The sequence below is a fragment of the Cupriavidus necator genome, from assembly GCF_040578825.1.
Classification (GTDB): domain Bacteria; phylum Pseudomonadota; class Gammaproteobacteria; order Burkholderiales; family Burkholderiaceae; genus Cupriavidus; species Cupriavidus necator_E.
In genome coordinates this window covers 21,919-44,440 of the sequence record NZ_JBEFLI010000020.1, presented here as the reverse complement: position 1 = coordinate 44,440, position 22,522 = coordinate 21,919, and the positions used below count along the sequence as shown (strand labels likewise).

At 68.0% G+C, this 22,522-nt stretch carries 25 protein-coding genes; 13 read left to right on the top strand and 12 right to left on the bottom strand.

Going from position 1 to position 22,522, the window contains the following annotated elements:
- The first annotated feature begins 2 nt into the window (after positions 1-2).
- Both leuD and AB1I47_RS12490 read left to right on the top strand, forming a co-directional pair.
- The gene (leuD, locus tag AB1I47_RS12495) at positions 3-629 is read left to right on the top strand and encodes a 3-isopropylmalate dehydratase small subunit (RefSeq protein ID WP_354684066.1); all 627 of its coding nucleotides are present in this window, start codon (positions 3-5) and stop codon (positions 627-629) included.
- A gap of 261 nt (positions 630-890) precedes the next feature.
- Entirely contained in the window at positions 891-2,063 is a 1,173-nt protein-coding gene (locus AB1I47_RS12490; RefSeq protein WP_354684065.1) for a porin, read from the top strand.
- Positions 2,064-2,114: 51 nt separating this feature from the next.
- On the opposite strand, the gene AB1I47_RS12485 is transcribed toward AB1I47_RS12490, so the two are convergent.
- Both AB1I47_RS12485 and AB1I47_RS12480 read right to left on the bottom strand, forming a co-directional pair.
- On the bottom strand, positions 2,115-2,636 hold the full coding sequence (locus tag AB1I47_RS12485) for an O-acetyl-ADP-ribose deacetylase (protein ID WP_354684064.1): 522 nt from the start codon (positions 2,634-2,636) through the stop codon (positions 2,115-2,117).
- 76 nt (positions 2,637-2,712) lie between these two features.
- Positions 2,713-3,861 carry an iron-containing alcohol dehydrogenase gene (locus AB1I47_RS12480; protein WP_354684063.1) on the bottom strand — a complete coding sequence of 383 codons (1,149 nt, stop codon included), beginning with the start codon at positions 3,859-3,861 and terminating at the stop codon, positions 2,713-2,715.
- A 401-nt stretch (positions 3,862-4,262) separates the two neighbouring features.
- Here AB1I47_RS12480 and AB1I47_RS12475 point away from each other — a divergent pair, with 401 nt between their 5' ends.
- The 3 genes from AB1I47_RS12475 (at position 4,263) to AB1I47_RS12465 (ending at position 6,819) form a co-directional block, all read left to right on the top strand.
- Positions 4,263-5,237: an alpha/beta hydrolase gene (locus AB1I47_RS12475; protein WP_354684062.1), complete on the top strand. Its 975-nt coding sequence runs from the start codon at positions 4,263-4,265 to the stop codon at positions 5,235-5,237.
- Positions 5,238-5,283: 46 nt separating this feature from the next.
- Positions 5,284-6,267 carry a tripartite tricarboxylate transporter substrate binding protein gene (locus AB1I47_RS12470; protein ID WP_354684061.1) on the top strand — a complete coding sequence of 328 codons (984 nt, stop codon included), beginning with the start codon at positions 5,284-5,286 and terminating at the stop codon, positions 6,265-6,267.
- 114 nt (positions 6,268-6,381) lie between these two features.
- The gene (locus AB1I47_RS12465; RefSeq protein WP_354684060.1) at positions 6,382-6,819 is read left to right on the top strand and encodes a YbgC/FadM family acyl-CoA thioesterase; all 438 of its coding nucleotides are present in this window, start codon (positions 6,382-6,384) and stop codon (positions 6,817-6,819) included.
- Between the two features lie 113 nt (positions 6,820-6,932).
- Here the strand turns inward: AB1I47_RS12465 and denD are convergent, their stop codons facing one another.
- The 7 genes from denD to AB1I47_RS12430 all read right to left on the bottom strand — a co-directional run bounded on the left by denD (position 6,933) and on the right by AB1I47_RS12430 (position 13,977).
- A complete protein-coding gene (denD, locus tag AB1I47_RS12460; RefSeq protein WP_354684059.1) occupies positions 6,933-7,907 on the bottom strand; it encodes a D-erythronate dehydrogenase in 975 nt (324 codons plus the stop codon).
- 35 nt (positions 7,908-7,942) lie between these two features.
- Positions 7,943-8,725, bottom strand: a complete 783-nt coding sequence (otnI, locus tag AB1I47_RS12455) for a 2-oxo-tetronate isomerase (protein ID WP_354684058.1) — start codon at positions 8,723-8,725, stop codon at positions 7,943-7,945.
- Between the two features lie 71 nt (positions 8,726-8,796).
- Positions 8,797-10,170, bottom strand: coding sequence for an MFS transporter (locus AB1I47_RS12450; protein WP_354684057.1), 1,374 nt, complete (start codon positions 10,168-10,170; stop codon positions 8,797-8,799).
- A 137-nt stretch (positions 10,171-10,307) separates the two neighbouring features.
- Positions 10,308-10,961, bottom strand: coding sequence for a 3-oxo-tetronate 4-phosphate decarboxylase (otnC, locus tag AB1I47_RS12445; protein ID WP_354684056.1), 654 nt, complete (start codon positions 10,959-10,961; stop codon positions 10,308-10,310).
- Complete coding sequence (otnK, locus tag AB1I47_RS12440) at positions 10,961-12,259, bottom strand: 3-oxo-tetronate kinase (protein ID WP_354684055.1); 1,299 nt, start codon at positions 12,257-12,259, stop codon at positions 10,961-10,963. Before otnK ends, otnC begins: the two co-directional genes overlap by 1 nt.
- A 14-nt stretch (positions 12,260-12,273) precedes the next feature.
- Entirely contained in the window at positions 12,274-13,167 is an 894-nt protein-coding gene (gene ltnD / locus AB1I47_RS12435) for an L-threonate dehydrogenase (protein WP_354684054.1), read from the bottom strand.
- A gap of 57 nt (positions 13,168-13,224) precedes the next feature.
- A complete protein-coding gene (locus AB1I47_RS12430) occupies positions 13,225-13,977 on the bottom strand; it encodes a FadR/GntR family transcriptional regulator (protein ID WP_354684053.1) in 753 nt (250 codons plus the stop codon).
- Between the two features lie 213 nt (positions 13,978-14,190).
- Between AB1I47_RS12430 and AB1I47_RS12425 the strand changes: the two genes are divergently transcribed.
- A complete protein-coding gene (locus AB1I47_RS12425) occupies positions 14,191-14,619 on the top strand; it encodes a GNAT family N-acetyltransferase (RefSeq protein WP_354684052.1) in 429 nt (142 codons plus the stop codon).
- 15 nt (positions 14,620-14,634) lie between these two features.
- Here AB1I47_RS12425 and AB1I47_RS12420 read toward each other — a convergent pair whose 3' ends face one another.
- The 3 genes from AB1I47_RS12420 to ygfZ form a co-directional block, all read right to left on the bottom strand.
- A complete protein-coding gene (locus tag AB1I47_RS12420; RefSeq protein WP_354684051.1) occupies positions 14,635-15,462 on the bottom strand; it encodes an NRDE family protein in 828 nt (275 codons plus the stop codon).
- A 77-nt stretch (positions 15,463-15,539) separates the two neighbouring features.
- Entirely contained in the window at positions 15,540-15,830 is a 291-nt protein-coding gene (locus AB1I47_RS12415; RefSeq protein ID WP_354684050.1) for a DUF4936 family protein, read from the bottom strand.
- A gap of 16 nt (positions 15,831-15,846) precedes the next feature.
- Positions 15,847-16,875, bottom strand: coding sequence for a CAF17-like 4Fe-4S cluster assembly/insertion protein YgfZ (gene ygfZ, locus AB1I47_RS12410; RefSeq protein ID WP_354684049.1), 1,029 nt, complete (start codon positions 16,873-16,875; stop codon positions 15,847-15,849).
- A 212-nt stretch (positions 16,876-17,087) separates the two neighbouring features.
- On the opposite strand from ygfZ, the gene mltG reads away from it, so the two are divergent.
- The 7 genes from mltG (at position 17,088) to AB1I47_RS12375 (ending at position 22,512) form a co-directional block, all read left to right on the top strand.
- Positions 17,088-18,083: an endolytic transglycosylase MltG gene (mltG, locus tag AB1I47_RS12405; RefSeq protein WP_354684048.1), complete on the top strand. Its 996-nt coding sequence runs from the start codon at positions 17,088-17,090 to the stop codon at positions 18,081-18,083.
- Positions 18,084-18,090: 7 nt separating this feature from the next.
- Positions 18,091-18,702 carry a dTMP kinase gene (gene tmk / locus AB1I47_RS12400; protein WP_354684047.1) on the top strand — a complete coding sequence of 204 codons (612 nt, stop codon included), beginning with the start codon at positions 18,091-18,093 and terminating at the stop codon, positions 18,700-18,702.
- A 120-nt stretch (positions 18,703-18,822) separates the two neighbouring features.
- Positions 18,823-19,848 carry a DNA polymerase III subunit delta' gene (locus AB1I47_RS12395; protein WP_354684046.1) on the top strand — a complete coding sequence of 342 codons (1,026 nt, stop codon included), beginning with the start codon at positions 18,823-18,825 and terminating at the stop codon, positions 19,846-19,848.
- A gap of 124 nt (positions 19,849-19,972) precedes the next feature.
- Entirely contained in the window at positions 19,973-20,365 is a 393-nt protein-coding gene (locus AB1I47_RS12390; RefSeq protein ID WP_354684045.1) for a PilZ domain-containing protein, read from the top strand.
- 37 nt (positions 20,366-20,402) lie between these two features.
- Positions 20,403-20,927: a GNAT family N-acetyltransferase gene (locus AB1I47_RS12385; protein ID WP_354684044.1), complete on the top strand. Its 525-nt coding sequence runs from the start codon at positions 20,403-20,405 to the stop codon at positions 20,925-20,927.
- A 30-nt stretch (positions 20,928-20,957) separates the two neighbouring features.
- Positions 20,958-21,752 carry a TatD family hydrolase gene (locus tag AB1I47_RS12380; RefSeq protein ID WP_354684043.1) on the top strand — a complete coding sequence of 265 codons (795 nt, stop codon included), beginning with the start codon at positions 20,958-20,960 and terminating at the stop codon, positions 21,750-21,752.
- Positions 21,745-22,512 (top strand): ankyrin repeat domain-containing protein, encoded by a 768-nt coding sequence (locus AB1I47_RS12375; protein ID WP_354684042.1) that lies wholly within the window; start codon positions 21,745-21,747, stop codon positions 22,510-22,512. Before AB1I47_RS12380 ends, AB1I47_RS12375 begins: the two co-directional genes overlap by 8 nt.
- The last annotated feature ends 10 nt before the right edge of the window (positions 22,513-22,522 follow it).

The following is a 22,522-nucleotide window of genomic DNA, read 5'->3' as shown; positions in this document are numbered from 1 at the left end:
AGATGGAGCCATTTACCGTGCATCGCGGCGTCGCCGCACCGCTGCTGCGCATCAATATCGACACCGACGCCATCATCCCGTCGCGCGAAATGAAGCGCGTCTCCAGGGACGGCCTGGCCGACGGCCTGTTCGCCGGCTGGCGCTATCTGCCGGGGACGGACCGCAGCCCCGATCCGTCGTTCGTGCTGAACCAGCCGGCATACGCCGGGGCGTCGATCCTGCTGGCCGGCGGCAATTTCGGCTGCGGCTCGTCGCGCGAGCATGCGGTGTGGGCGCTGAAGGAGTTCGGCATCCGCGCCATCGTCGCGCCCGGCTTCGGCGCCATCTTCCACAACAACTGCGTGCGCAACGGCCTGCTGCCGGTGGCGCTGCCGATGGCAACGGTGCAGGCGCTGGCCGACGACTGCGCCGCGGCGCCGGCCACGTTGCCGCTGACGGTCGACCTCGAACGGCGCGAAGTGGTGTCGCCGGCGGGCGCGCGATACGGCTTCACGCTCGGCAGCGAGCAGCGGCAGATGCTGCTCGAGGGGCTGGACCCGATCGCGCTGACGCTGAAGCTGGCGGCGCGGATCGATGCGTTCCAGGAGGAGGACCGGACGCGGCGGCCGTGGATCCATTTTGATCGTTAGGCAGCCGTGGTTATCGGGCGGGATTATCGAAGTTTTCACTGAATCGCGACAGCGCTGATCTGAGTAATCCAGAGGATTGATTCCGGCTGGCGCCAGCCCGTGCTCACCGCCGTGAGCGGCTTTGTCACGCCCGTCGTTCGCGCACAGGTGTCGTTGCAGTGGCTTTCAAAGGCAGTTCCGAGAGGGCTCGCACCAGTCAGTGCATTGGTCAGGGCGGGAATCAGCAGGTGCGGCAACAAATTTATGAACGGAGGAAACAGAATGAAAAAGCAGCTTGCAGGCTTTGCATTGATCGGCGGTTTTGCGCAGATGGCCTGCGCACAGAGCAGCGTGACGCTCTATGGTGTCGTCGATGAAGGCATGACATACAACAACAATGCCGGCGGCCATCACCAGTTCGGCCTGGTCAGCGGCGTGATCCAGGCCAGCCGCTTCGGCCTGCGTGGCACAGAGGAACTGGGCGGCGGCATGAAGGCGCTGTTCGTGCTGGAAAACGGCTTCGATGCCAGCACTGGCAAGCTGGGGCAGGGCGGACTGATGTTCGGGCGCCAGGCCTATGTCGGCCTGTCAGGCAACTACGGCACGGTGACCATGGGCCGCCAGTACGACTCGGTGGTGGATTTTGTCGGCCCGCTCAATGTCGGCGCGCAGTGGGGCGGGTTCTATAACGCGCATCCTGGCGATATCGACAACCTGAACAATTCCAGCCGGGTCAACCACGCGATCAAGTACCGCAGCCAGGACTACGGCGGCTTCAGTTTCGGCGGGGTCTACAGCCTGGGCGGCGTGGCGGGCAGCCCGGCGCGCAACCAGATCTGGTCGCTGGGGGCCGGCTATGGCAGTGGCCCGCTGCGGCTTGGCCTCGGCTACCTGAACGTCAGGAACCCGAACGCGTCGTTCTACGGCACCGGCGTTACCGCCAACACCACCGGCTCGGCCCCGCTGCACACGCTGACCAATATCGGCTCGCCGGTGCAGTCGGGCTACGCATCGGCACGCTCGCAAGCGGTCGTTGCCGCGGGCGCGGCATACAACTTCGGTGCGGCCACGCTCGGGACCACGTACTCCAATACCCGCTTCAAGGACCTGGGGGACCTGTCTTCCGGCCCGAATCCGTTCGGCTATCGCGGCACCGCCACCTTCAACAACGTCGAGGTCAGCTTCAAGTACCAGCTGACGCCGGCCCTGCTGTTGGGCGTGGCCGCGGACTATGCCAGGGGCAGCGGCATCAACGACGCCAGCTACAGGCAGTTCGTGCTGGGCGCGGACTACAACCTGTCCAGGCGCACCGATGTGTACGCCATGGCGATCTACCAGAAGGCATCAGGGATCGATTCCACCGGCAAGCGCGCGGTGGCTGCGATCAATGGCGTGCGCCCGTCGGCCGATGACAGCCAGACGGTGTTGCGGGTGGGCCTGCGCCACAAGTTCTGATGCAGGCGGTACTGGCCGCGGGGCAGGGCCCGCGGCCAGTTTCAGGAAGCCTCAGAACAAGCGCTCCCGGTACAGCCGGTAGTTCTCGTCGTCGAAGCAGACAAAGGTCACCTGCTCGACCTCGGGCGCCGCCGCCAGTGCCTCGCGCACCGCGGCAATGGCGATATCCGCCGCGCGCTCGCGCGGGAAGCCGTAGATGCCGGTGCTGATATTGGGGAAGGCCAGCCTGCGCAGGTGGTGCTGCGCCGCCAGCCGGATACTGTTGCGGTAGGCGTTGGCGAGCAATTCGTCCTCGCCCTGGTCGCCGCCGTGCCAGACCGGCCCGACCGCGTGGATCACGTACGGTGCCGGCAGCCGGCCGCCGGTGGTGATCACCGCTTCGCCGGTGGGGCAGCCGCCCTGCGCGTCGCGGATCGCGCGGCAGGCCTCCATGATGGCGGGGCCGCCCGCCCCGTGGATGGCCCCGTCGACGCCGCCGCCGCCCAGCAGCCCGCTGTTGGCCGCGTTGACGATGGCATCGACTTCCATCCGGGTGATGTCGCCATGGACTACCTGCAAGTGCTCGCCGCTCATGGTGTCTCCTGCGCTGTGGAGGGAGGGCCGCCGGTCAGCCGCTTGGTCGGTCTGACCGGCGGGAAGCTGCTGTGTGCTACATGGACTGCTCAAGCATACGCCGATAATCCTCGGCGCTGGCTTCTTTCGGATTGGTCTTGTGGCAGTGGTCGACCATTGCGCCGGCAATCACCTTGTCGAACATGTCCTCGGTGACGCCCATCTGGCGCAGGCCGGTGGGCAGCCCCAGGCGCGCGGTCATGTCGTGCACGGCCTGCGCGATATCGGCGTCGTCGGGCAGGTGCATGGCGCGGCGCAGGCGCGCGTAGCGGTGGTCGCGCACCACGGTGGGCGCGTCGGCGTTGAAGCGCAGCACCGCCGGCATCACCACCGCGTTGAGCGTGCCGTGGTGCAGCCCGGTGCGGCCGTCGATCTTCAGCCCGCCCAGCGGGTGCGACAGCGAATGCACGCAGCCCAGTCCCTTCTGGAACGCCATCGCGCCCTGCATCGACGCGCTCATCATGTTCAGCCGCGCTTCGCGGTCCTGGCCGTCACGGGTGGCGCGCTCGATATGGGCCCAGCCGCGCTCCAGCCCGTCGAGCGCGATCCCGTCGGCGGGCGGGTTGAAGGCCGGGGCGAGGAAGGTCTCGATGCAGTGGGCGATGGCGTCCATGCCGGTGGCCGCGGTCAGCCCCGCGGGCAGCCCCAGCGTCAGCTCGGGATCGCAGATCGCGGACTTGGGCAGCAGGTGCCAGGAGTGGAAGCCCAGCTTGCGGCCATCGTCCAGGATGATGATGGCGCCGCGCGCGACTTCGCTGCCGGTGCCCGCGGTGGTGGGCACGGCGATCAGCGGCGCCGCCTGTTCGGTGATCTTGCCGCTGCCGCCCTCGATGGTGGCGTAGGTGGTCAGCTCGCCCGGATGCGTCGCCAGGATGGCGATGCCCTTGGCCAGGTCGATCGACGAGCCGCCGCCGACCGCCACCAGCCCGTCGCAATTGCCTTCGCGGTATTGGGCCGCGGCCTTGCGCACCATGGCCTCGGTGGGGTTGGACGGGGTTTCGTCGAAGACCGCCACCGGCAGCCCCTGCATCGCATCGATGGCGCGCTGCGCGACACCGGCGGCGACCACGCCCTTGTCGGTCACCAGCAGCGGGCGGCGGATGCCGATGCGCTCGCATTCCGACTTGAGCAGGCTTACCGCGCCGAAATCCAGGTGGATATTGGTCAGATAGTAGATAAACGCCATGTTTGCTTGTCTCCTGCTGTGATCTTGCGCCAATCTGCCGCGAACGCCGTCGCGATGCGCCGCTGGCCAGCGCGAGCTGCCCTGGGTTTCAATGGGTTCTTCTGGTCTGTTGCCCCGTGCCAGCCGATCATCGCGCAAAAACTTCTCGCGTGGCAGGCCGGCCAGGACTTTTCCGGGTTATCTCGTAGTCCCCGGATCGCGAAACACTGGCATCATACTAAAATCGAACGATCGTTCACTATTCGAACTTCTCCTGATCGAACTTCTCCTGATTCAGCGCGGCGTGCCAGGCACTTTGCCTTGGTGGTCGCCGCTCCCGACACTAAGCTCCATCCATGTCCGCCGTTCCGCTTCCCGTCCCCGCCACGCCGCTTACGCCTGTGATGCAAGGCATGCCGGGCATGCCGTCCAGCCCCCTCGACCCGCAGGTCGCGGCGCTGCTGGAACTGATTGCTCGCGCCAGGCGGCCGCCGATCCATGCGATGGAGCCGGAAGACGCCAAGATCGCGTACGAGAAAAGCGCCCCCATCCTCGACATCAACCCGCCGGCGGTGCACGCGGTGGAAGACCTGCACGTCTGCGCGCGCGACGGCCATGGCATCCCGGTGCGGCTCTATACGCCGCGCGAGGCGAGCTGGGCCGAGCCGCTGCCGCTGTTGGTGTATTGCCACGGCGGCGGCTTCACCGTGGGCAGCGTCAATTCGCACGATCCCCTGTGCCGGCTACTGTGCGGCCAGGCCGATTGCATGGTGCTGTCGGTGGACTACCGGCTCGGGCCGCAATGGCGCTTCCCGACCGCGGCCAACGATGCCTTCGACGTGATGCACTGGGTCTTCGAGGAAGCCGCACGGCTGGGCGCCGACCCGGCCCGCATCGCACTGGGCGGCGACAGCGCCGGCGGCACGCTGGCCGCGGCGTGCGCGGTCGAGGCGCGCAACACCGGCCTGGCGCCGGTGCTGCAACTGCTGATCTATCCCGGCACCTGCGCGCGCCAGGACACGCCGTCGCACCGCGCGCTGGCCGAGGGCTACCTGCTGACCGCCGAGATGATCCGCTGGTTCTTTTCGCAGTACCTGGACGGGGAAGTCAGCCGCGACGACTGGCGCTTCGCCCCCCTGGACGGCGGCGGTACCGGCGCCGATGTGCGCGGCGTGTGCCCGGCCTGGATCGCGGTGGCGGGCTACGACCCGCTGCATGACGAGGGCGTTGCCTATGCCGACAAGCTGCGCGCGGCCGGCGTGGCCGCCACGCTGGCGGATTACCCCGGCATGATCCACGATTTCTTCAAGCTGGGCCGGTTCGTGCCGGCGGTGGCGCAGGCGCATGCCGATGCCGTCGCCGCGCTGCGCGCCGCGTTCGGCCACCCTCAAAACTAACAACTTTCCGCTTACAGCAGTACTTGCAGCACAAGGAGACATAGTCATGCAACGCCGCCAATTCATCGCCCGCGCGAGCCTCGCCGCCGCCACCGCGGCCCTGGGCCTTGCCGCCATGCCGGCCCAGGCCCAGGCCGACAAGTTCCCGCAGCGCCCGATCCGCCTGTTGATCGGTTATACCGCCGGCGGTTCCACCGATATCCCGTTCCGCGTGCTGGCCGACAACGCCTCGAAGCTCCTCGGCCAGCCGGTGATCGTCGAGAACAAGCCCGGCGCGGGCGGCGTGCTGCCCGCGCAGATGATGCAGTCCACCGCACCGGACGGCTACACGCTGGCGCAGGTCGCGATGCCGGTCTACCGGCTGCCGTACACCACCAAGATCAACTGGGACCCGGTCAAGGACCTGAGCTACATCATCAACCTGGCGGGCTACTCCTTCGGCCTGGTGGTGCCGGCCGAGTCGCCGATCAAGACCATGCAGGAGTACATCGCCTACGCCAAGGCCAACCCGGGCAAGCTGACCTATGGTTCGCCGGGCTCGATGACCACGCTGCACCTGACCATGGAAGAGCTGGCGCTGAAGCAGGGCGTGCAGTTCTCGCATATCCCCTACAAGGGCAACGCGGAGTCGATGCAGGCACTGCTGGGCGGCCATGTGATGTCGGTGGCCGACACGCCGGCGTGGGCGCCGTACGTGGAGCAGGGCAAGCTGCGACTGCTGTCGACCTGGGGCGAGAAGCGCTCGGCGCGCTTCCCCAACGTGCCGACGCTGAAGGAACTCGGCATCGGCATCGTGCAGACCTCGCCGTTCGGCCTGGTGGCGCCCAAGGGCACCGACCCGAAGATCGTGCAGAAGCTCCATGACGCCTTCAAGAAGGCCATGGAAATGCCCAATTACCGCGAATCGCTGGCCAAGTTCGACATGGAGCCGTACTACATGAACAGCCAGCAATACGCGCAGTTCGCGGCCGAGACCGTCAAGAAGGAAAAGGCGATCATTGAGAAGCTGGGACTGTCCAAGCCCCAGTAAGCCTCGCTTCGCCTGCGTTCACCCGGGCCGCCGTGCCTGCCGCCCTGCGCCGGCAGGCCGGCGGCCTGGTCGCTTTTGGCCCTACTCAAACCAATCAACAAGGAGACCCCGCCCATGGCCAAAGAGGAGTTCCGCCACAGCATGCCGCTGCGCGTGCGCTGGGCCGAAGTCGATCCGCAGTCGATCGTCTTCAATGCGCACTACCTGACCTACTGCGATATCTGCGTGACCGAGTACTGGCGCGCGCTGGGGATCCGCTATCCCGAGGACGTGCTGCATGCGCATGGCGTGGATATTTTCGTGGTCAAGTCGACGCTGGAGTATCACGCGTCGGCGCGCTTTGACGACGTGCTGGATATCCGCGGACGGATGGCGCGGCTCGGGCGGTCCAGCATGTTGTTCCGGGTGGAGATGTATCGTGGCGACGAGCACCTGATTACCGGCGAGATCGTTTATGTGTGCGCGGATCCGGCGACGCAGAAATCGGCGGCGATTCCGGGGGTGGTGAGGGAGGTGATCGAGGGGTATGAGGTGGTGAGGCCGGCGGGGTAATGCAGCCGATGGTCTGACCGATACCGCGGGTTTGCTCCCCTCTCCCGCCTGCGGGAGAGGGGACCGGCTCTCAGTAGATAACAGAGCCGCCGCAACAACGAAGCATGGGCCGCTTACTTGCTCAGCCCGGCATCTTCCATATAAGCCCGAATCACCTCATCAAAGCTCGCATCGCTCTGGAACCCCAGCGCCAGCGCACGCTCCGCATTCCACGCCGCCGGCCACGTGCCGACGATCTTCTCGACACGTTCCTCACGCTCCCACGTCACCCGATCGGCCACCGCATCGCCCGCCACCCGGCGCAGCGCATCCACCATTCCCGTGGCCGTCACCGACAACCCCGGCAGGTTGACCACGCGCCGGTTGCCCAGGCGCTCGCCAGCCAGTTCGATCCCGTTGACCAGCGCCGCCACCGCAGCCCGCGGCGACAGCAGCCACAGCGGCGTTTCCGGTGCCACCGGACAGTTGGCAGCTATACCCGACAACGGCTCACGAATCATGCCGCTGGCAAACGACGACGCTGCCGCATTGGGCTTGCCCGGCCGCACACTGATCGTCGGCAGCCGCAGCACGCGCCCGTCGACAAAGCCGCGACGGCTGTAGTCCGACAGCAGCAGTTCGCCGATCGCCTTCTGCACGCCGTACGACGATTGCGGGTTCAGCGCGGTATCGTCTTGCACCACCGGCGGCAGTTCGCCGCCGTAGACCGCGACCGAACTGGTGAACAGCACGCGCGGCTTGTGTCCCAGCTCGCGGCAGGTGTCGAGCAGCGCGCGCGACGCATCCAGGTTGACGCGCATGCCGAGCTCGAAATCCGCCTCGGCCTGGCCGCTGACCACGGCCGCCAGGTGGAACACGGCGCCGGTGTTCTTGTCGATGGCCCGGCGCAGCACGGCGGGGTCGGACAGGTCGCCGGTAACCACGCGCACGCGCGCATCGTCCAGCCCTTGCGGCGCCACCACGTCGAGCAGCGTCAGTTGGTCGATGGCGACGGACTGGCCGTCCAGGTTCAGCGTGCCGCGTTGCAGCAGCAGGCGGGCGAGTTGCAGGCCGAGGAAGCCGGCGCCGCCGGTAATCAGTACGTTCATGGCAGGAGAGATTCGGGTTTATGGTTTGCGAAGGATCAGCGGCCGAGATAAGGCTTGAGCCAGCCCAGGCCTTCCGACGTGCCGGCGCGCGGCCGGTATTCGCAGCCGATCCAGCCGTCATAGCCGAGGGCGTCGATCACCTCGAACAGATACGGGTAGTTCAGCTCGCCCAGGTCCGGCTCATGGCGCTCCGGCACGCCGGCGATCTGGATATGGCCGATGCCGGGCATGTCGCGCTTCAGTTTCATCGCGATATCGCCTTCGACGATCTGGCAGTGGTAGCAGTCGAACTGCACCTTCAGGTTGGCCGCGCCAACTTCCTTGCAGATCGCCTGCGCATCATCCTGGCGGTTCAGGAAATAGCCCGGCATGTCGCGTGTATTGATCGGCTCGATCACGATGGTGATGCCCTGTGCGGCAGCAGCCCTGGCGGCGAAGGCGACGTTTTCCAGGTAGGCGGCGCGGTGGCGGGCGCGGTCGGCGTCGGCCGGCACCAGGCCTGCCATCACGTGCACACGGTCATTGCCGATCACGCCGGCATATTCCAGCGCGCGGCCGACGGCGTCGCGGAACTCCGCCTCGCGCCCCGGCAGCGCGGCCAGGCCGCGCTCACCGGCGGCCCAGTCGCCCGGGGGGGCGTTGAACAGTGCCTGGGTGAGACCGTTCGCGTCCAGGCGCGCGCGCAGCTCGGTGGCGGCGTGCTCGTACGGGAACAGGTACTCCACCGCCCGGAAGCCGTCCGCCGCGGCAGCGGCGAAGCGGTCCAGGAAAGCGTGCTCGTTGTACATCATCGAGAGATTTGCGGCGAAGCGCGGCATGGGAACTCCAGAGCGAAAGCGTGAAAGCCGGCCCGGTCTCGACGCTTACGTCAAAAGCGGGCCGGCCAGAATCAACGGTTGACCAGTTTAGCCGGCGTCAGCCACACCAGCACGGCGCCGACGACCAGGATCGCGGACAGCACGTACATGGGCAGCTGCGTGCTTTGCGTCATGTCCTTCAGCGCGCCGACCATGTACGGCGACACAAAACCGGCCAGGTTGCCGACCGAATTCACCACGGCAATCCCGGAAGCGGCGGCAATGCCCGACAGGAACGACGTCGGCAGCGACCAGAACAGCGGCGCGCAGGTCAGCACCCCGGCAGCGGCCAGCGACAGCGCGGCGATGGCCACCGTCGTATTGTTGGTGAACGAGGCAGCAATGGCAAAGCCCGTGGCGCCCATCAGTGCCGGCACGATCAGGTGCCAGCGGCGCTCGCGGCGGGCATCGGCGCTGTGGCCGAGGATGTTCATCACGACGACCGCGCAGATGAACGGGATCGCCGACAACAGGCCGATGTTCAGGTTGCCGGTCACGCCGCTGGCCTTGACCAGCGTGGGCATCCAGAAGGTCAGCGCGTACTGGCCGGTGACGAAGCAGAAGTAGATCAGGCACATCCACCATACGCGGCGGTCGGAGAACACTGCGCCCAGCGAGTGGCCGTGCGCCTTGCCGGCGGCGGTGGCGGCATTGTGGGCGCTGCGCTGGTCTTCCTCGATATTGCGCTTGAGCACACGCTTTTCATCGGCGTCGAGCCACGGCGCCTTGTCGATGCCGTCGCGCAGCACGAAGACGGTCACCACGCCGATCAGCAGGGCGGGCAGGGCTTCGAGCAGGAACATCCATTGCCAGCCGCGCATGCCGTGCACACCGTTGAAGGCGTCCATGATCCAGCCCGACAGCGGGTTGCCGAACATGCCCGCGATGGGGATGCCAGACATGAACAGCGCGATCATCTTGCCGCGGCGGTTGGCCGGGAACCAGTAGGTCAGGTACAGGATCACGCCGGGGTAGAAGCCCGCCTCGGCCAGGCCGAGCAGGAAGCGCATCACGTAGAACTGCGTCGGCGTCTTCACGAACAGGAACAGCGCCGAGATGATGCCCCACGTGATCATGATGCGCGCGATCCAGATGCGCGCGCCGATGCGGTGCATCAGCAGGTTGCTGGGCACCTCGAACAGGAAGTAGCCGATAAAGAACAGGCCGGCGCCGAGGCCGAACACAGTCTCGGAGAAGGCCAGGTCCTGGCCCATCTGCAGCTTGGCGAAGCCGACGTTGACGCGGTCGAGGTAGGCGATCACGTAGCACAGCATCAGGAACGGCATGACGCGCCAGAACACCTTGCTGTAGGCGCGTTTTTCGATCTGGGCATCGGTGTCGAGCCGGGCGTCGCCGCCCAGGGTGTCAAAGGCAGGCACGCTGGCCGCCGGTTGGTTTGGGTTCACGGTGGTCTCCGGGGTAGGGTGTGGGTCTGGTCTAGTCATGCGGCGGCGCGCCGAATGCAGGCATGCGCGTCCCCTGCACGGTGGCCGCAAGGCAGCCGCGCCGGGTGAAGCCGTCGTTTATGGGGGAAAAGCGGTTGTTACCAGCGCGCCTGGAAGGCGTCGCGCAGTTCAGCCAGTGCGCCGTCGGGCAGCGCCGCGCGGGCGGCGAAACCCGGCGCGTCCTTCATCATCATCCATAGCTTGGCGGTCTCCTCCAGTTCTTCCAGCGCGAACGCGGCGCGCGAGACGCTGGACTCCCACACCACCGGCCCGAGGCGCTCCAGCAGCACGCCGCGCACCTGCGCGGCCAGCGTGGCCACGCGCGCAGCGACTGCCGGATCGCCCGGCCGATGGTAGGGAATCAGCGGGATATGGCCGACCTTCATCACGTAGTACGGCGTGAGCGGCGGCAGTACGTCGTCCGGTTGCCAGACACCGGCCAGCGTCAGGGCCACGAGGTGCGTCGAGTGCGTATGCACCACGGCGTGCGCCCCGGGGTTGTTGTCGTAGATCGCGCGATGCAGCGTGAGCGTCTTGGACGGCTTGTCGCCCGACACCCAGCTGCCGCCGGTGACCACCTTGGCGACCGCCGCCGGGTCCAGCATGCCCAGGCAGGCGTCGGTAGGCGTGATCAGCCAGCCGTCATCGAGCCGCGCGCTGATATTGCCGGCCGAGCCGACGGTATAGCCGCGCTGGTAGAGGCTGGCGCCGATGCGGCAGATCTCTTCGCGCAGCTTGCTTTCGGTGCTCATCACTTGCCTCCGAGCTGGCGCAGCGCTTCGTCAAAGAAGTCGGGGCCGCCGAAGTTGCCCGACTTCAGTGCCAGCGCCAGCGGCTGTGCCCCCAGCGTGACCGTGGCCGGCACGCCCGGCGCGATCTGCGTACCGATGCGCAGCGCGTGCACGCCCAGTGCCTGCACCACCGCGCCCGAGGTCTCGCCGCCGGCGACGACGAAGCGCCGCGTGCCCCGTGCCAGCAGCCCGGCGGCAACCGTCGCCAGGCATTGCTCGACCAGGTGGCCGGCGCGCTCCACGCCCAGTTCGGCTTGCACCGCCTTGACGTCGTCGGGGCTGGTGGTCGCGTAGATCAGCACCGGCTCGTCATGCGCGCCGGCAAAGGACAGGGCCACGTCGGCCACGGCCTCGCCGCGCGCCAGCGCGAGCGGGTCGATGCGCAGCGCGGGGCGGCCTTGCTCCAGCCAGCGGGCCACCTGCCCGTTGGTGGCGCGCGAGGCGCTGCCGGCCAGCACCACGCCGGGGCCGTCGATGGCGGGGACTGCGTCGGCATCGCCGCGCTGCGGCAGCAGTCCGGCGCGGCGGAAATTCTCGGGCAGGCCCAGTGCGATGCCGGAGCCACCGGTGATCAGTGGCAGCCTGGCGCAAGCCTCGCCCAGCGTGAACAGGTCCGCGTCCGACACCGCATCGGCAATCGCCATGCGCACGCCGTCGGTGCGCAGCGCGGCGATGCGCTCGGCGCTAGCTTGCGCGCCGCGCGCCACCGCGTCGTAGCGCAGCAGGCCGACCTTGTTCTTGCTCTGGCGCTGCAGCACGCGCACCAGGTTGGCATCGGCCATCGGCGTCAGCGGATGGTGCTCCATGCCCGATTCGTTCAGCAGCGCATCGCCCACGAACAGGTGGCCGCGGAAGATGGTGCGGCCGTTCTCGGGGAAGGCCGGGCAGGCGATGGTGAAGTCGCTGTCCAGCGCCGCCAGCAGCGCCTCGGCCACCGGGCCGATATTGCCGGCGTCGGTGGAATCGAAGGTGGAGCAGTACTTGAACACGAACTGGCGGCAGCCTTGCGCGCGCAGCCACTGCAGCGCGGCCAGCGACTGGGCCACGGCCTCCACGGGGGGGATGGTGCGGGACTTCAGTGCCACCACCAGCGCGTCGGCTTCGCCGATATCCTGCACCGCGCCCACGTCGGGCAGGCCGATGGTCTGCACGGTGCGCATGCCATTGCGCACCAGCGTGTTGGCGAGGTCGGTGGCGCCGGTGAAATCGTCGGCGATACAGCCCAATAGCGGGCGCTGGGCGAGGGTGCCTGCGGTCATCGTCGCTTCCCCTCTCACTCGGCCTTGCCCGGCAGTTCGATGCCCGGGAAGATCTTGATCACGGCCGAGTCGTCCTCGCCACCATGGCCGGCGGTCGACGCCATCATGAACATCTGGTGCGCGGCGGCCGACAGCGGCAGCGGGAATTTGCTGTTGCGCGCGGTGTCGAGCACCATGCCCAGGTCCTTGACGAAGATGTCGACTGCCGACAGCGGCGTGTAGTCGCCCTTCAGGATATGGGGCACGCGGTTCTCGAACATCCACGAATTGCCCGCGCTGTGTGTGATCACGTCATAGAGCGCATCCGGGTCCACGCCTTCGCGCAGGCCCAGTGCCATCGCCTCGGCGGCCGCGGCGATATGCACGCCGGCCAGCAGCTGGTTGATGATCTTGACCTTGGAGCCCGCGCCGTGCGTGGCGCCCAGGCGGTACACCTTGCCGGCGATGGCGGCCAGCACGCCCTCGGCCAGCGAATAGGCTTCGGCCGGGCCGGAGGTCATCATGGTCATTTCGCCGCTGGCGGCGCGCGCGGCGCCGCCGGAGACCGGCGCGTCCAGCATCAGCAGCCCCTTCTCGGCCAGCCGGCGGCCCAGCGTCTGGGCAAAGCCCGGCGGCACGGTGGCGCTGGCGATCACCAGCGTGCCCGGCTTCATCGCGTCGGCAGCACCGTCGGCGCCGAACAGCACGGCCTCGGTCTGCTGCGCGTTCACCACCAGCGTCAGCACCACGTCGCAGCGGCTGCCCAGTTCGGCAGGCGAGGCGCAGGGCACGCCGCCGGCATCGGCAAAGCGCTGCAGCACTTCGGGGCGCAGGTCGCACGCGTGCACGTTGAAGCCGGCACGCAGCAGCGACTGCGCGACACCGTAGCCCATGGCACCAAGGCCGATGACGCCGATATTCCTGGACATATAGGACTCCTGAATCAGATACGAAAAATGTGTGGGATCGCGGGGCGCGGGGCCGCGTCAGTTGGACGCGCCACGGGCGCCGGCTTCGTCGCCGGCATCGCTGCCTTCGTCGGCGCCCAGCTGGGACAGCCGGCGCGCGGCGTTGAACATATGGTTCTGCGCGGCATTGCGCGCCGCCAGCGGGTCGCCGGCGCGGATCGCGGCGACGATGGCCTGGTGTTCCTCGCGCACCTGGCGCGAGAAGTCGGCGCGGCGCGCCTCGTTGGTCCGGGTCACGCGCGTCGCGGTTTCCAGGTACTGGCTGAGGAAGGCCAGCGTCTTCAGGAAGTAGGGGTTGCCGGTGGCCTCGGCGATGGCGCGGTGGAAGCCCACGTCAGCGGCCACGCCGTCGCCGCCTTGCGCCACTTCCTCATCGAGGCGGGCCAGCGCGGCATCGATCGCCGCCATCGACGCATCGGTGCGGCGCATGGCGGCCTGCGCGGCCACCTCGGCCTCGATCGCGCGGCGCAGCTCGACAATTTGCAGCACCGACTCCAGCGTGCCGGTCTCGGTATAGTCGATGCGCAACGGCCGGATGCCGGCCTGCAGCGTGACGAACACGCCGCTGCCCTGGCGCGACTCGACCACGCCTTCGTACTTCAGCCGCGAGATCGCCTCGCGCACCACGGTGCGGCTGACGCCGAATTCCTCGGACAACACCGCCTCGGTCGGCAGCTTGGCGCCGCGGGCGAAGGCGCCGCTCTGGATTTTGTCGAGCAACTGTTCGGCAACGTTGTCGGTCAGGGCGCGGGCTGGGACTTTCTGGAACACGGAAAGCTCCGGGTCATTGGGTAATAAGGTCATCATACAAATTTGCTAAAGGGATGCCTCCCCGGGCAAACCCTAGTCTGGTGCGGGAAAATGCAACCTTTGAACCACTTTGGTGCGATATGCGCGGCCCGCGGCACTGGCGTATCATGGGCGCCCGCCCGGATTTCGTGCCGGGCGCTGTTCTTAACGTGCCACCAGCCTGATTGCACCGCCATGCCAGTCACCGTCCTGATCTGCCCCTGGTCCGACGCCCGCGAACGCGCGCGCGCCATCCGCTACACCGTCTTTGTCGAAGAGCAGGGCGTGCCGGTGGAGCTGGAATGGGACGAATGGGACGAGCCGAGCTGGCACGCGTTGGCGCTGGATGAAGCCGGCACCCCGGTCGCGACCGGCCGCCTGCTGCCCGACGGCCATATCGGCCGCATGGCGGTACTGAAGCCGGCGCGCGGCACCGGGGTCGGTGCGCTGGTACTAAAGGCGCTGATGGAGAAGGCGGAGCAGCTCGGCTATCCGGAGCTCGTGCTCAACGCGCAGACGCACGCGGCGCCATTCTATGCGCGCGTGGGCTTTGCGCAGGTGGGAGACGAGTTCGAGGAAGCGGGCATCCCGCATATCGAGATGCGCAAGCGGCTGGCGGGCTGAGGCCCGCCACATCGATCAGCGCGGCGCCTGCACGATGCCGGTGTCGCGCGACAGGTTCAGCTTGCCGTGGTAGCTGACCTCGCCGGCGCGGCCGGCGGCGTCGAAGCTGCGTTCGCTCAGGTCGAAGCGCCCGTCATGGCGCACGCGCAGTACCGTGCTGGCGCGGGTGCCGTACATCGGCGAGCGGATAAACGCGGACGACAGCAGCTTTTCCCATTCCGGCGCCACGCCGGTCGACGGCAGTTCGAAATCCGCCGCCTGGCGTTCGTCGGCCAGCAACTTCAGGTAAGGCTCGGCGCTGGCGTTAGCGTGGCCGCTGTCGGCCGCCAGCACCTCGGCCAGCGCGCCCACGCGGCTGCGCACCTTGGGCCAGGGCGTGTCGAGCAGCGCATTGGACAGGCCATACAGCCCCGGGCGCAGCCGTTGCGGCTGGCGCGAGGCCGAGCGGTTGCTGTACCACCAGAGTTCGCGCAGGTCGCTCGCCAGCAGGTTGAAGCCGTTGTAGCAGCCGTCCTCGCCGGCCAGCCCGTCGAGGTAGTCGAACGGCGCGTCGTGGCCGCGCAGGAAGCCGGCCACCAGCTCGCCGCGCGAGCGGGCATCGGTGCGTTTCTCGGACGGGGCGCGGTAGTTGGTCAGCGCGGCAAAGCGGCCGTCGGCGTTGACGCCCATCCAGGTGCCGGGCTCGCCGATGACTTCGGCCATGTCGCGCCCGGCCAGCACGTGCGGCGCTTCCTGCCACCAGTGCGCGGCCGCCGCGGGGCGTGCATAGAACTCATCGCGGTTGCCGGCGACGACCAGGGCATAGTCGGGATGGGATTGCCAGGCAACCAGGATCAGACACATCGCTTTGCTTCCTTTGCCGCCGGGGAGGTTGGCGCATGGTGCCCCGGCGTACTTCGTATCGTCGGCGGTCTGGACGGCTACAGCAGGTCCAGGTCGATAAAGTGTTCGGCCCGCCGCTCGCCGTCCACCCATTGTTCCAGACCGCTCTGGCGCCACAACCCTTCCAACGTGGCATCGAAGGCGGGCGGCACGTCGGCGTAGCACTCCATCCAGGTCTGCACGCCGGCGCGGGTTTCCGGCCTGCGCATCAGCGTACCACCAATCCCCGTGGCTTCGGCAACCGTCTCCATCCAGCGGTGCCAGTGCGGCAGCGCTTCGGCGGCGACGGCCTCGGGCACGCGGAAATAGACGTACAGGTGGTCACTCATGGCAGGTCCTGTCGGTTCAGCCGGCGGCCTGGGCGGCCTCGCCCAGCGGCACGTCGTATGGCAGCGCGGCGATCGCCAGCGCCGGGCCGTCGGCACTGCCAAGGCGCAGCGGCGACGTGGCCGCGCCGACGGCGGCGTCGATCTTCAGCTCGGCCAGGCCGGACCAGCCGCCCTGCGGCGCCGGTGCGGCGTTGACGATCATGCCGCACGGCTGGCCCGGGTCTTCGGGCCGGAAAATCTCGGCTGCGGGCGCCGGCACCTCGCCTTCGCCCTGCACCAGCCACATCCGGCGCTTGAGCGTGCCGCGGTACTGGCTGCGCGCCACCACTTCCTGCCCGGGGTAGCAGCCCTTGCGGAAATTGACGCCACCCACCAGCTCGTAATTGATCATCTGCGGCACGAACTGCTCCTGCGTGGCCGCGACGATGCGGGGCAGGCCGGACTGCACTTCGAGCCAGTCCCAGAACGACGGCGGGGCGCTTTGCAGCGTCGCCGTCAGCGCGGCACGCACGGCCTCGGCCTTGTCGGCGGGCAGCACGATCTGCCAGCGCGGCTGGCCGCCGGCATCGGGCAGGCGGATCACGGTCGTGCCCTCGGCGCTGGCCGCGGCGAAGGCCGCATCGGGCACAGGCAGGCCGGCAGTTTCCAGCGCCTTGGCCGCGCCGCTCCCGGCCACTGCGAGGATCGCGCTGCCCGGCGTGATATCGCTGAGCTTTGCCTTCGCACGCAGCACGAACATCGACAGCCGCTTCTGCACCGCGGCCTGGACCTCGGCAGAAAGCTGCAGCACGATGCCTTCGGCGTCACGCCACATCAGGAAGGTCGCGAGCAGGCGCCCCTTGGGCGAGCAGTAGCCGGCCAGCCGCGCGGCGCCCGGCTGCAGGTCTTCGACGGCATTGGTCAGTTGGGTGTGCAGGAAGCTGGCGGCATCGTCGCCGGCCACACGGATCAGTCCGAGCCCGGCGGGGGCGCAGACGATCCCGCCGGCCTGCAGGGCGTCATGGCTGGCGGCGAGTTCCGGGGCTTGGGCATTCATCACTGGCATTGCGTGGCAATCGTCGAGGCAAATCGGGGAAGGGAAGGCACCGGTCGTGCAGGCGTCCGGGGCGCAATCGAGGCGGCGCCGGAGCCGCCGCACGGGGTCGGTGCGAGGCTGCCGGTTATTATATGGGGCTACGCGATTTTCGGCCGGCGCCGGCGGTACGAGGCGGCACGCAAAGCGCTTCGACGCCCCCGACCCGCCATTCACCTAGATACATGAAACGATTCTTCCTTCGCCTGAGCCTTGCCGCGCTGGTGTTCGCGCTGGCGGCCGCCGGCGCCTTGGCGTGGTGGGCCAATCACCCGCTGACCCTGACCCGCTCGCCGGTGGAAGTGGTGATCAAGCCCAATTCCGGCGTGGCCACCATCGGCCGGCAGATCCAGCGCGGCGGCATCGCCATGGACCCGCGGCTGTTTATGCTGCTGGTGCGCCTGACCGGCCACGGCCCCGACCTGAAGGCCGGCGGCTATGAATTCCAGACCGGCGCCACGCCGCTGTCGATCATCGGCAAGCTGGCGCGCGGCGAGGTCACGCACTATGTGGTCACCGTGATCGAGGGCTGGGAATTCCGCAAGATGCGCGCCGCGGTGGACGCCAGCCCGGCGCTGCGCCACGACACCCGCGGCATGTCCGACGCCGAGCTGATGAAGGCAATCGGCGCGGCCGAGACCTCGCCCGAAGGGCTGTTCTTCCCCGATACCTACCTGTTCGCACGCGGCAGCAGCGATATCGACCTGTACAAGCATGCCTACCGGGCGATGCAGCGCCGGCTCAACGAGGCCTGGAACGCGCGTGCGCCCGACCTGCCGTACAAGACGCCGTACGAGGCGCTGGTGATGGCCTCGATCGTCGAGAAAGAAACCGGCCAGTCGGCCGAGCGCCCGATGATCGCCGCCGTGTTCATCAACCGCCTGCGCAAGAACATGATGCTGCAGACCGACCCCACCGTGATCTACGGCCTGGGCGAGAGCTTCGACGGCGACCTGCGCAAACGCGACCTGCAGGCGGACAGCCCGTACAATACGTACACCCGTACCGGCCTGCCGCCCACGCCGATCGCGCTGCCGGGTCTGGCCTCGCTGGCGGCGGCCACCGCGCCGGCGCCGTCCGACGCGCTGTACTTCGTCGCCCGCGGCGACGGCAGCAGCCATTTCTCCAACTCGCTTCCCGAACACAACCGCGCGGTCGACAAGTACCAGCGCGGCAAATAAGCATTCCATGCGCGGAAAATTCATTACCTTCGAAGGCATCGACGGCGCCGGCAAGAGCACCCATATCGACTGGGTCGCCGAGCGCCTGCGCGCGCGCAGCGGCATCCCCGCCGTGGTCACCACCCGCGAGCCGGGCGGCACGCCGCTGGGCGAGGACCTGCGTCAGTTGCTGCTGCACCGGAAGATGCACCTGGAGACCGAGGCGTTGCTGATGTTCGCCGCCCGGCGGGAGCATATCGAGGAGGTCATCGCGCCGGCGCTCGCGCGCGGCGACTGGGTGATTTCCGACCGCTTCACCGATGCCACCTTCGCCTACCAGGGCGGGGGCAGGGGCCTGCCGACGCAACGGCTGGAAGTGCTGGAGGACTGGGTGCAGGACGGCCTGCAGCCCGATCTGACGCTGCTGTTCGACGTGCCGCTGGAAACCGCCAGCGCGCGCCTGGCCGGGGCACGCGCGCCGGACAAGTTTGAGGCCGAGTCGCGGGCGTTCTTCCAGCGCACCCGCGACGAGTACCTGCGCCGCGCCGCGCAGGCGCCGCAGCGCTTCCGCGTGATCGACGCCACCCGCAGCATCGAGCAGATTCGTGAAGAACTCGAAACGATCATTGCAAGCCTTTGATCCGATGCCGATATAGATGGATCACGTGACGACGCCGCTCGCGGGGTTCGATACGCGACCCGCAAGCCGGTCCGAAGCTAAGCAAAAGCCTTAAATGTTGCTGTTAACCCACTGATTCGCATGCTCTATCCCTGGCAGAAGGAAGACTGGCAACGGCTCGGCGCGATGCGCGAACGGCTGCCGCATGCCCTGCTGATCCACGGCCAGCAAGGCATCGGCAAGCGCGACCTGGCGCTGCATTTCGCGCAGGGCCTGCTGTGCGAGGCGCCGCTGCCCGATGGCCAGCCCTGCGGGCAGTGCGCCGCCTGCCACTGGTTCAGCCAGGGCAACCACCCCGACTTCACCGTGGTGCGGCCCGAGGCGCTGGACGCGTCGGCCGAGCCCGACGCCGACGACAGCGGCAAGAAAAAGGCGCCCAGCAAGATCATCCGCATGGAGCAGGTGCGCGCGCTGATCGACGCCGTCAGCGTCGGCACGCACCGCGCCGGCCTGCGCGTGGTGGTGGTGTATCCGCTCGATGCGCTGCAAACGGAGGGGGCCAACGCGCTGCTGAAGACACTGGAAGAGCCGCCGCCGTCCACCGTGTTCCTGCTGGTGACCGACCGGCTCGACCGCATCCTGCCGACCATCCTGTCGCGCTGCCGCCAGTTCTCGGCGCAGCGCCCGACGCCGGAAGCCGCGCTGGCATGGCTGCGCGGGCAGGGCGTGGCGGATGCCGAGGCGCAGCTGGCGCAGGCCGGCGGCTCGCCGCTGACCGCGCTGCACGCGGCCGAGGCCGAGGAGCAGCCGCTGCAGCGCTGGCTGGTCGGCCAGCTGGGCGTCGGCGCGGCGTTCGACGCCGCCGCGGCAGCCGAGCAACTGCAGAAGCTGCCGGTGCCGGCCGTGCTTGGCATCCTGCAGCGCTGGACGTACGATCTGCTGAAGCTGCGCCTGGATGGCGCCGGCAGCACCGCGCCGCCGTCTTTGCCACGTTATTTCCCGAAGGAGCGTGCCGCGCTGGCGCGCTGCGCGGCAGCTACCGACGCGCACCGGCTGCAGGCCTACGCCGCCCGCCTCACCGCGCACCGCCGCAGCGAGAATCATCCGCTGGCGGCGCGGCTGGTGATGGAGGCGGTATTCCTGGAGTACCGGCAGCTGTTCCGCTAGTGTCCTGTTCCGTAGATAGCTTGCCATGGCAAGGTATTTGCGGAACAGGACACTAAACGTTGCACCGTTTCAGAACAAAGGCCATAACAATAAGCTGCACCGATCGTCATTCAAGGGGTCAACCATGAACACCGCAGTCACCGGCACGCCGCCGGCGGCACCAACGGGCAGCGGGGCGGCATCGCGCCCCAATGTGCTGTCGCTGTCGATCAAGGACCAGGCCGGGCTGTATGCGGCCTATATGCCGTTCCTGGCCCGGGGCGGCATCTTCGTGCCGTCGAACCGGCCGTTCCGGCTGGGCGAGCAGGTGTTCCTGGTGCTGTCGCTGCTGGACCGGCCGCAGAAATACCAGATCGCCGGCCATGTGGCTTGGATCACCCCGGCCGGCACGCCGATGAAGACCCCCGGCGTCGGCGTGCATTTCCCCGACGACGACAACGGGCGCAACCTGCGCCGCGCGGTGGAGGAAATCCTGGGCAAGCTGCTGGAGTCCGGGCGCCCCACGCAAACTTTATGAACGTTGCGAGCGTTGCCTCGCAACCCTTTGATTTTTAATGAACTCGCCGCGATTTACCCTGCGTATTGCCGAGCCCCGCGACCTGCCGGGCATCGTCGCCATCTATAACAGCACCGTGCCTTCGCGCATGGTCACCGCCGATACCGAGCCGGTCAGCGTGGCCTCGCGCCAGGCCTGGTTTGACGCCCACGAGCCCCGGCGCCGCCCGCTGTGGGTTTGCGAGGACGGCGACGGCCAGATGGCCGGCTGGATGAGCTTCTCCGATTTCTACGGCCGCCCCGCCTATGGCGCGACCGCCGAAGTGTCGATCTACCTGGACGCGCAGCGCCGCGGCCAGGGACTGGGCCGCTACCTGCTGCAGCAGGCCATCGCCCATGCGCCGCGGGTCGGCGTCAATACGCTGCTCGGCTTTATCTTCGGCCACAATGCGCCCAGCCTGGGCCTGTTCGCGGCGATGGGCTTCACCCGCTGGGGCGACCTGCCGCGCGTGGCCGTGCTCGATGGCGTCGAGCGCGACCTGATCATCGTCGGCCGCCGCGTGGACGGCAGCCAGCAAGCCTGAACCGGCCTGTGCCTCCATAAGAGATTTCTGATGTTTGTCGATTCCCACTGCCATATCGATTTCCCCGAACTGGCCGCGCGGCTGCCGGAGCTGCTGGAGAACATGCGTGCCAACCAGGTCACGCATGCGCTGTGCATCTCGGTCACGCTGGAAGATTTCCCGCGCGTGCTGGCGCTGGCCGAGCAGCATCCCAACCTGTACGCGTCGGTCGGCGTCCATCCTGACTATGAAGAGGGCGAGGACCCGACGGTGGAGCGCCTGGTCGAGCTGTCCGCCCACCCGCGCGTGGTCGGCACCGGCGAGACCGGGCTCGACTACTACCGGCTGAATGGCCGCAGCATCGCCGAGATGGAGTGGCAGCGCGAACGCTTCCGCACCCATATCCGCGCCGCGCGCCAGACCGGCAAGCCGCTGATCATCCATACCCGCTCGTCCGCCGACGACACGCTGCGGCTGATGCGCGAAGAAAACGCGCGCGAGGCCGGCGGCGTGATGCACTGCTTTACCGAGACCTGGGACGTCGCCCGCCAGGCCCTGGACGAGGGCTTCCATATCTCGTTCTCCGGCATCGTCACCTTCAAGAGCGCGGCCGACCTGCAGGAAACCGCGCGCAAGGTGCCGCTGGAGCGGATGCTGATCGAGACCGATTCGCCGTACCTGGCGCCGGTGCCGTACCGCGGCAAGACCAACGAGCCGGCCTGGGTGCGTCATGTAGGCGAGTTCATTGCCCGGCTTCGCGGTATTCCCGTGGAGCAGGTGGCCGAGCAGACCACCGAAAATTTCTTCAAGCTTTTCAAGCACATCGACAGGAACCCTCATGTTTGACATGAAGTTTGTCCGGCACGCCGCCGGCGCGCTGGTGCTGGCCGCCGCCACGCTGGCGCAGGCCACGCCCGCCGACGATATGCGCAAGGCGGTCGAGTTCGACGACGCCAACACCGTCAAGAAGCTGCTGGCCAAGGGCGTCGACCCGAACGTGGTCGACAGCCGCGGCAACCCGGCGCTGGTGGTGGCGCTGCGCGAGAAATCGCTGAAGGCGGCCACCGTGCTGATCCGCGCCAGGGACATCGATTTCGACAAGGCCAACCCGGCCGGCGAGACCCCGCTGATGATGGCCGCGCTGCAGGGCCAGCTCGACATGGTCAAGTTGATGGTCGACGAGATGGAGGCCGAGATCAACAAGACCGGCTGGACCCCGCTGCACTACGCGGCCACCAATGGCCACAACAACGTGGTCAAGTACCTGGTCGACCATGCCGCCTATATCGACGCCGAAAGCCCCAACGGCAGCACGCCGCTGATGATGGCGGCGCGCGGCGGCCACATCGAGACCGTCAAGCTGCTGCTGGACGAAGGCGCCGACATGCGCCTGAAGAACCAGCAGGGCATGACCGTGATCGACTTCGCCGAGCGCTACAACCAGGCCGAGATCGCCAACGGCCTGAAGGCGCGCTGGCAGAAGCTGTACCCGCAGACGCCGTTCGTGGCGGCGCCGCCGCTGAAGGCGCCCACCGGCGAGCCGGGCGGGCAGCGCCCCGCGGCGCAGCAGCCCGCCGGGCAGCCGCCGAAGAGCAAGGGCTGGTAAGCGCGGATCG

What these genes read in the sequence shown, in the direction of transcription:
- leuD (WP_354684066.1), top strand. Translation starts at nt 3, where the DNA reads ATGGAGCCATTTACCGTGCATCGCGGCGTCGCCGCACCGCTGCTGCGC.
- AB1I47_RS12490 (WP_354684065.1), top strand. Translation starts at nt 891, where the DNA reads ATGAAAAAGCAGCTTGCAGGCTTTGCATTGATCGGCGGTTTTGCGCAG.
- AB1I47_RS12485 (WP_354684064.1), bottom strand. Translation starts at nt 2,636, where the DNA reads ATGAGCGGCGAGCACTTGCAGGTAGTCCATGGCGACATCACCCGGATG.
- AB1I47_RS12480 (WP_354684063.1), bottom strand. Translation starts at nt 3,861, where the DNA reads ATGGCGTTTATCTACTATCTGACCAATATCCACCTGGATTTCGGCGCG.
- AB1I47_RS12475 (WP_354684062.1), top strand. Translation starts at nt 4,263, where the DNA reads ATGCCGTCCAGCCCCCTCGACCCGCAGGTCGCGGCGCTGCTGGAACTG.
- AB1I47_RS12470 (WP_354684061.1), top strand. Translation starts at nt 5,284, where the DNA reads ATGCAACGCCGCCAATTCATCGCCCGCGCGAGCCTCGCCGCCGCCACC.
- AB1I47_RS12465 (WP_354684060.1), top strand. Translation starts at nt 6,382, where the DNA reads ATGGCCAAAGAGGAGTTCCGCCACAGCATGCCGCTGCGCGTGCGCTGG.
- denD (WP_354684059.1), bottom strand. Translation starts at nt 7,907, where the DNA reads ATGAACGTACTGATTACCGGCGGCGCCGGCTTCCTCGGCCTGCAACTC.
- otnI (WP_354684058.1), bottom strand. Translation starts at nt 8,725, where the DNA reads ATGCCGCGCTTCGCCGCAAATCTCTCGATGATGTACAACGAGCACGCT.
- otnC (WP_354684056.1), bottom strand. Translation starts at nt 10,961, where the DNA reads ATGAGCACCGAAAGCAAGCTGCGCGAAGAGATCTGCCGCATCGGCGCC.
- otnK (WP_354684055.1), bottom strand. Translation starts at nt 12,259, where the DNA reads ATGACCGCAGGCACCCTCGCCCAGCGCCCGCTATTGGGCTGTATCGCC.
- ltnD (WP_354684054.1), bottom strand. Translation starts at nt 13,167, where the DNA reads ATGTCCAGGAATATCGGCGTCATCGGCCTTGGTGCCATGGGCTACGGT.
- AB1I47_RS12425 (WP_354684052.1), top strand. Translation starts at nt 14,191, where the DNA reads ATGCCAGTCACCGTCCTGATCTGCCCCTGGTCCGACGCCCGCGAACGC.
- AB1I47_RS12420 (WP_354684051.1), bottom strand. Translation starts at nt 15,462, where the DNA reads ATGTGTCTGATCCTGGTTGCCTGGCAATCCCATCCCGACTATGCCCTG.
- AB1I47_RS12415 (WP_354684050.1), bottom strand. Translation starts at nt 15,830, where the DNA reads ATGAGTGACCACCTGTACGTCTATTTCCGCGTGCCCGAGGCCGTCGCC.
- ygfZ (WP_354684049.1), bottom strand. Translation starts at nt 16,875, where the DNA reads ATGCCAGTGATGAATGCCCAAGCCCCGGAACTCGCCGCCAGCCATGAC.
- mltG (WP_354684048.1), top strand. Translation starts at nt 17,088, where the DNA reads ATGAAACGATTCTTCCTTCGCCTGAGCCTTGCCGCGCTGGTGTTCGCG.
- tmk (WP_354684047.1), top strand. Translation starts at nt 18,091, where the DNA reads ATGCGCGGAAAATTCATTACCTTCGAAGGCATCGACGGCGCCGGCAAG.
- AB1I47_RS12395 (WP_354684046.1), top strand. Translation starts at nt 18,823, where the DNA reads ATGCTCTATCCCTGGCAGAAGGAAGACTGGCAACGGCTCGGCGCGATG.
- AB1I47_RS12390 (WP_354684045.1), top strand. Translation starts at nt 19,973, where the DNA reads ATGAACACCGCAGTCACCGGCACGCCGCCGGCGGCACCAACGGGCAGC.
- AB1I47_RS12385 (WP_354684044.1), top strand. Translation starts at nt 20,403, where the DNA reads ATGAACTCGCCGCGATTTACCCTGCGTATTGCCGAGCCCCGCGACCTG.
- AB1I47_RS12380 (WP_354684043.1), top strand. Translation starts at nt 20,958, where the DNA reads ATGTTTGTCGATTCCCACTGCCATATCGATTTCCCCGAACTGGCCGCG.
- AB1I47_RS12375 (WP_354684042.1), top strand. Translation starts at nt 21,745, where the DNA reads ATGTTTGACATGAAGTTTGTCCGGCACGCCGCCGGCGCGCTGGTGCTG.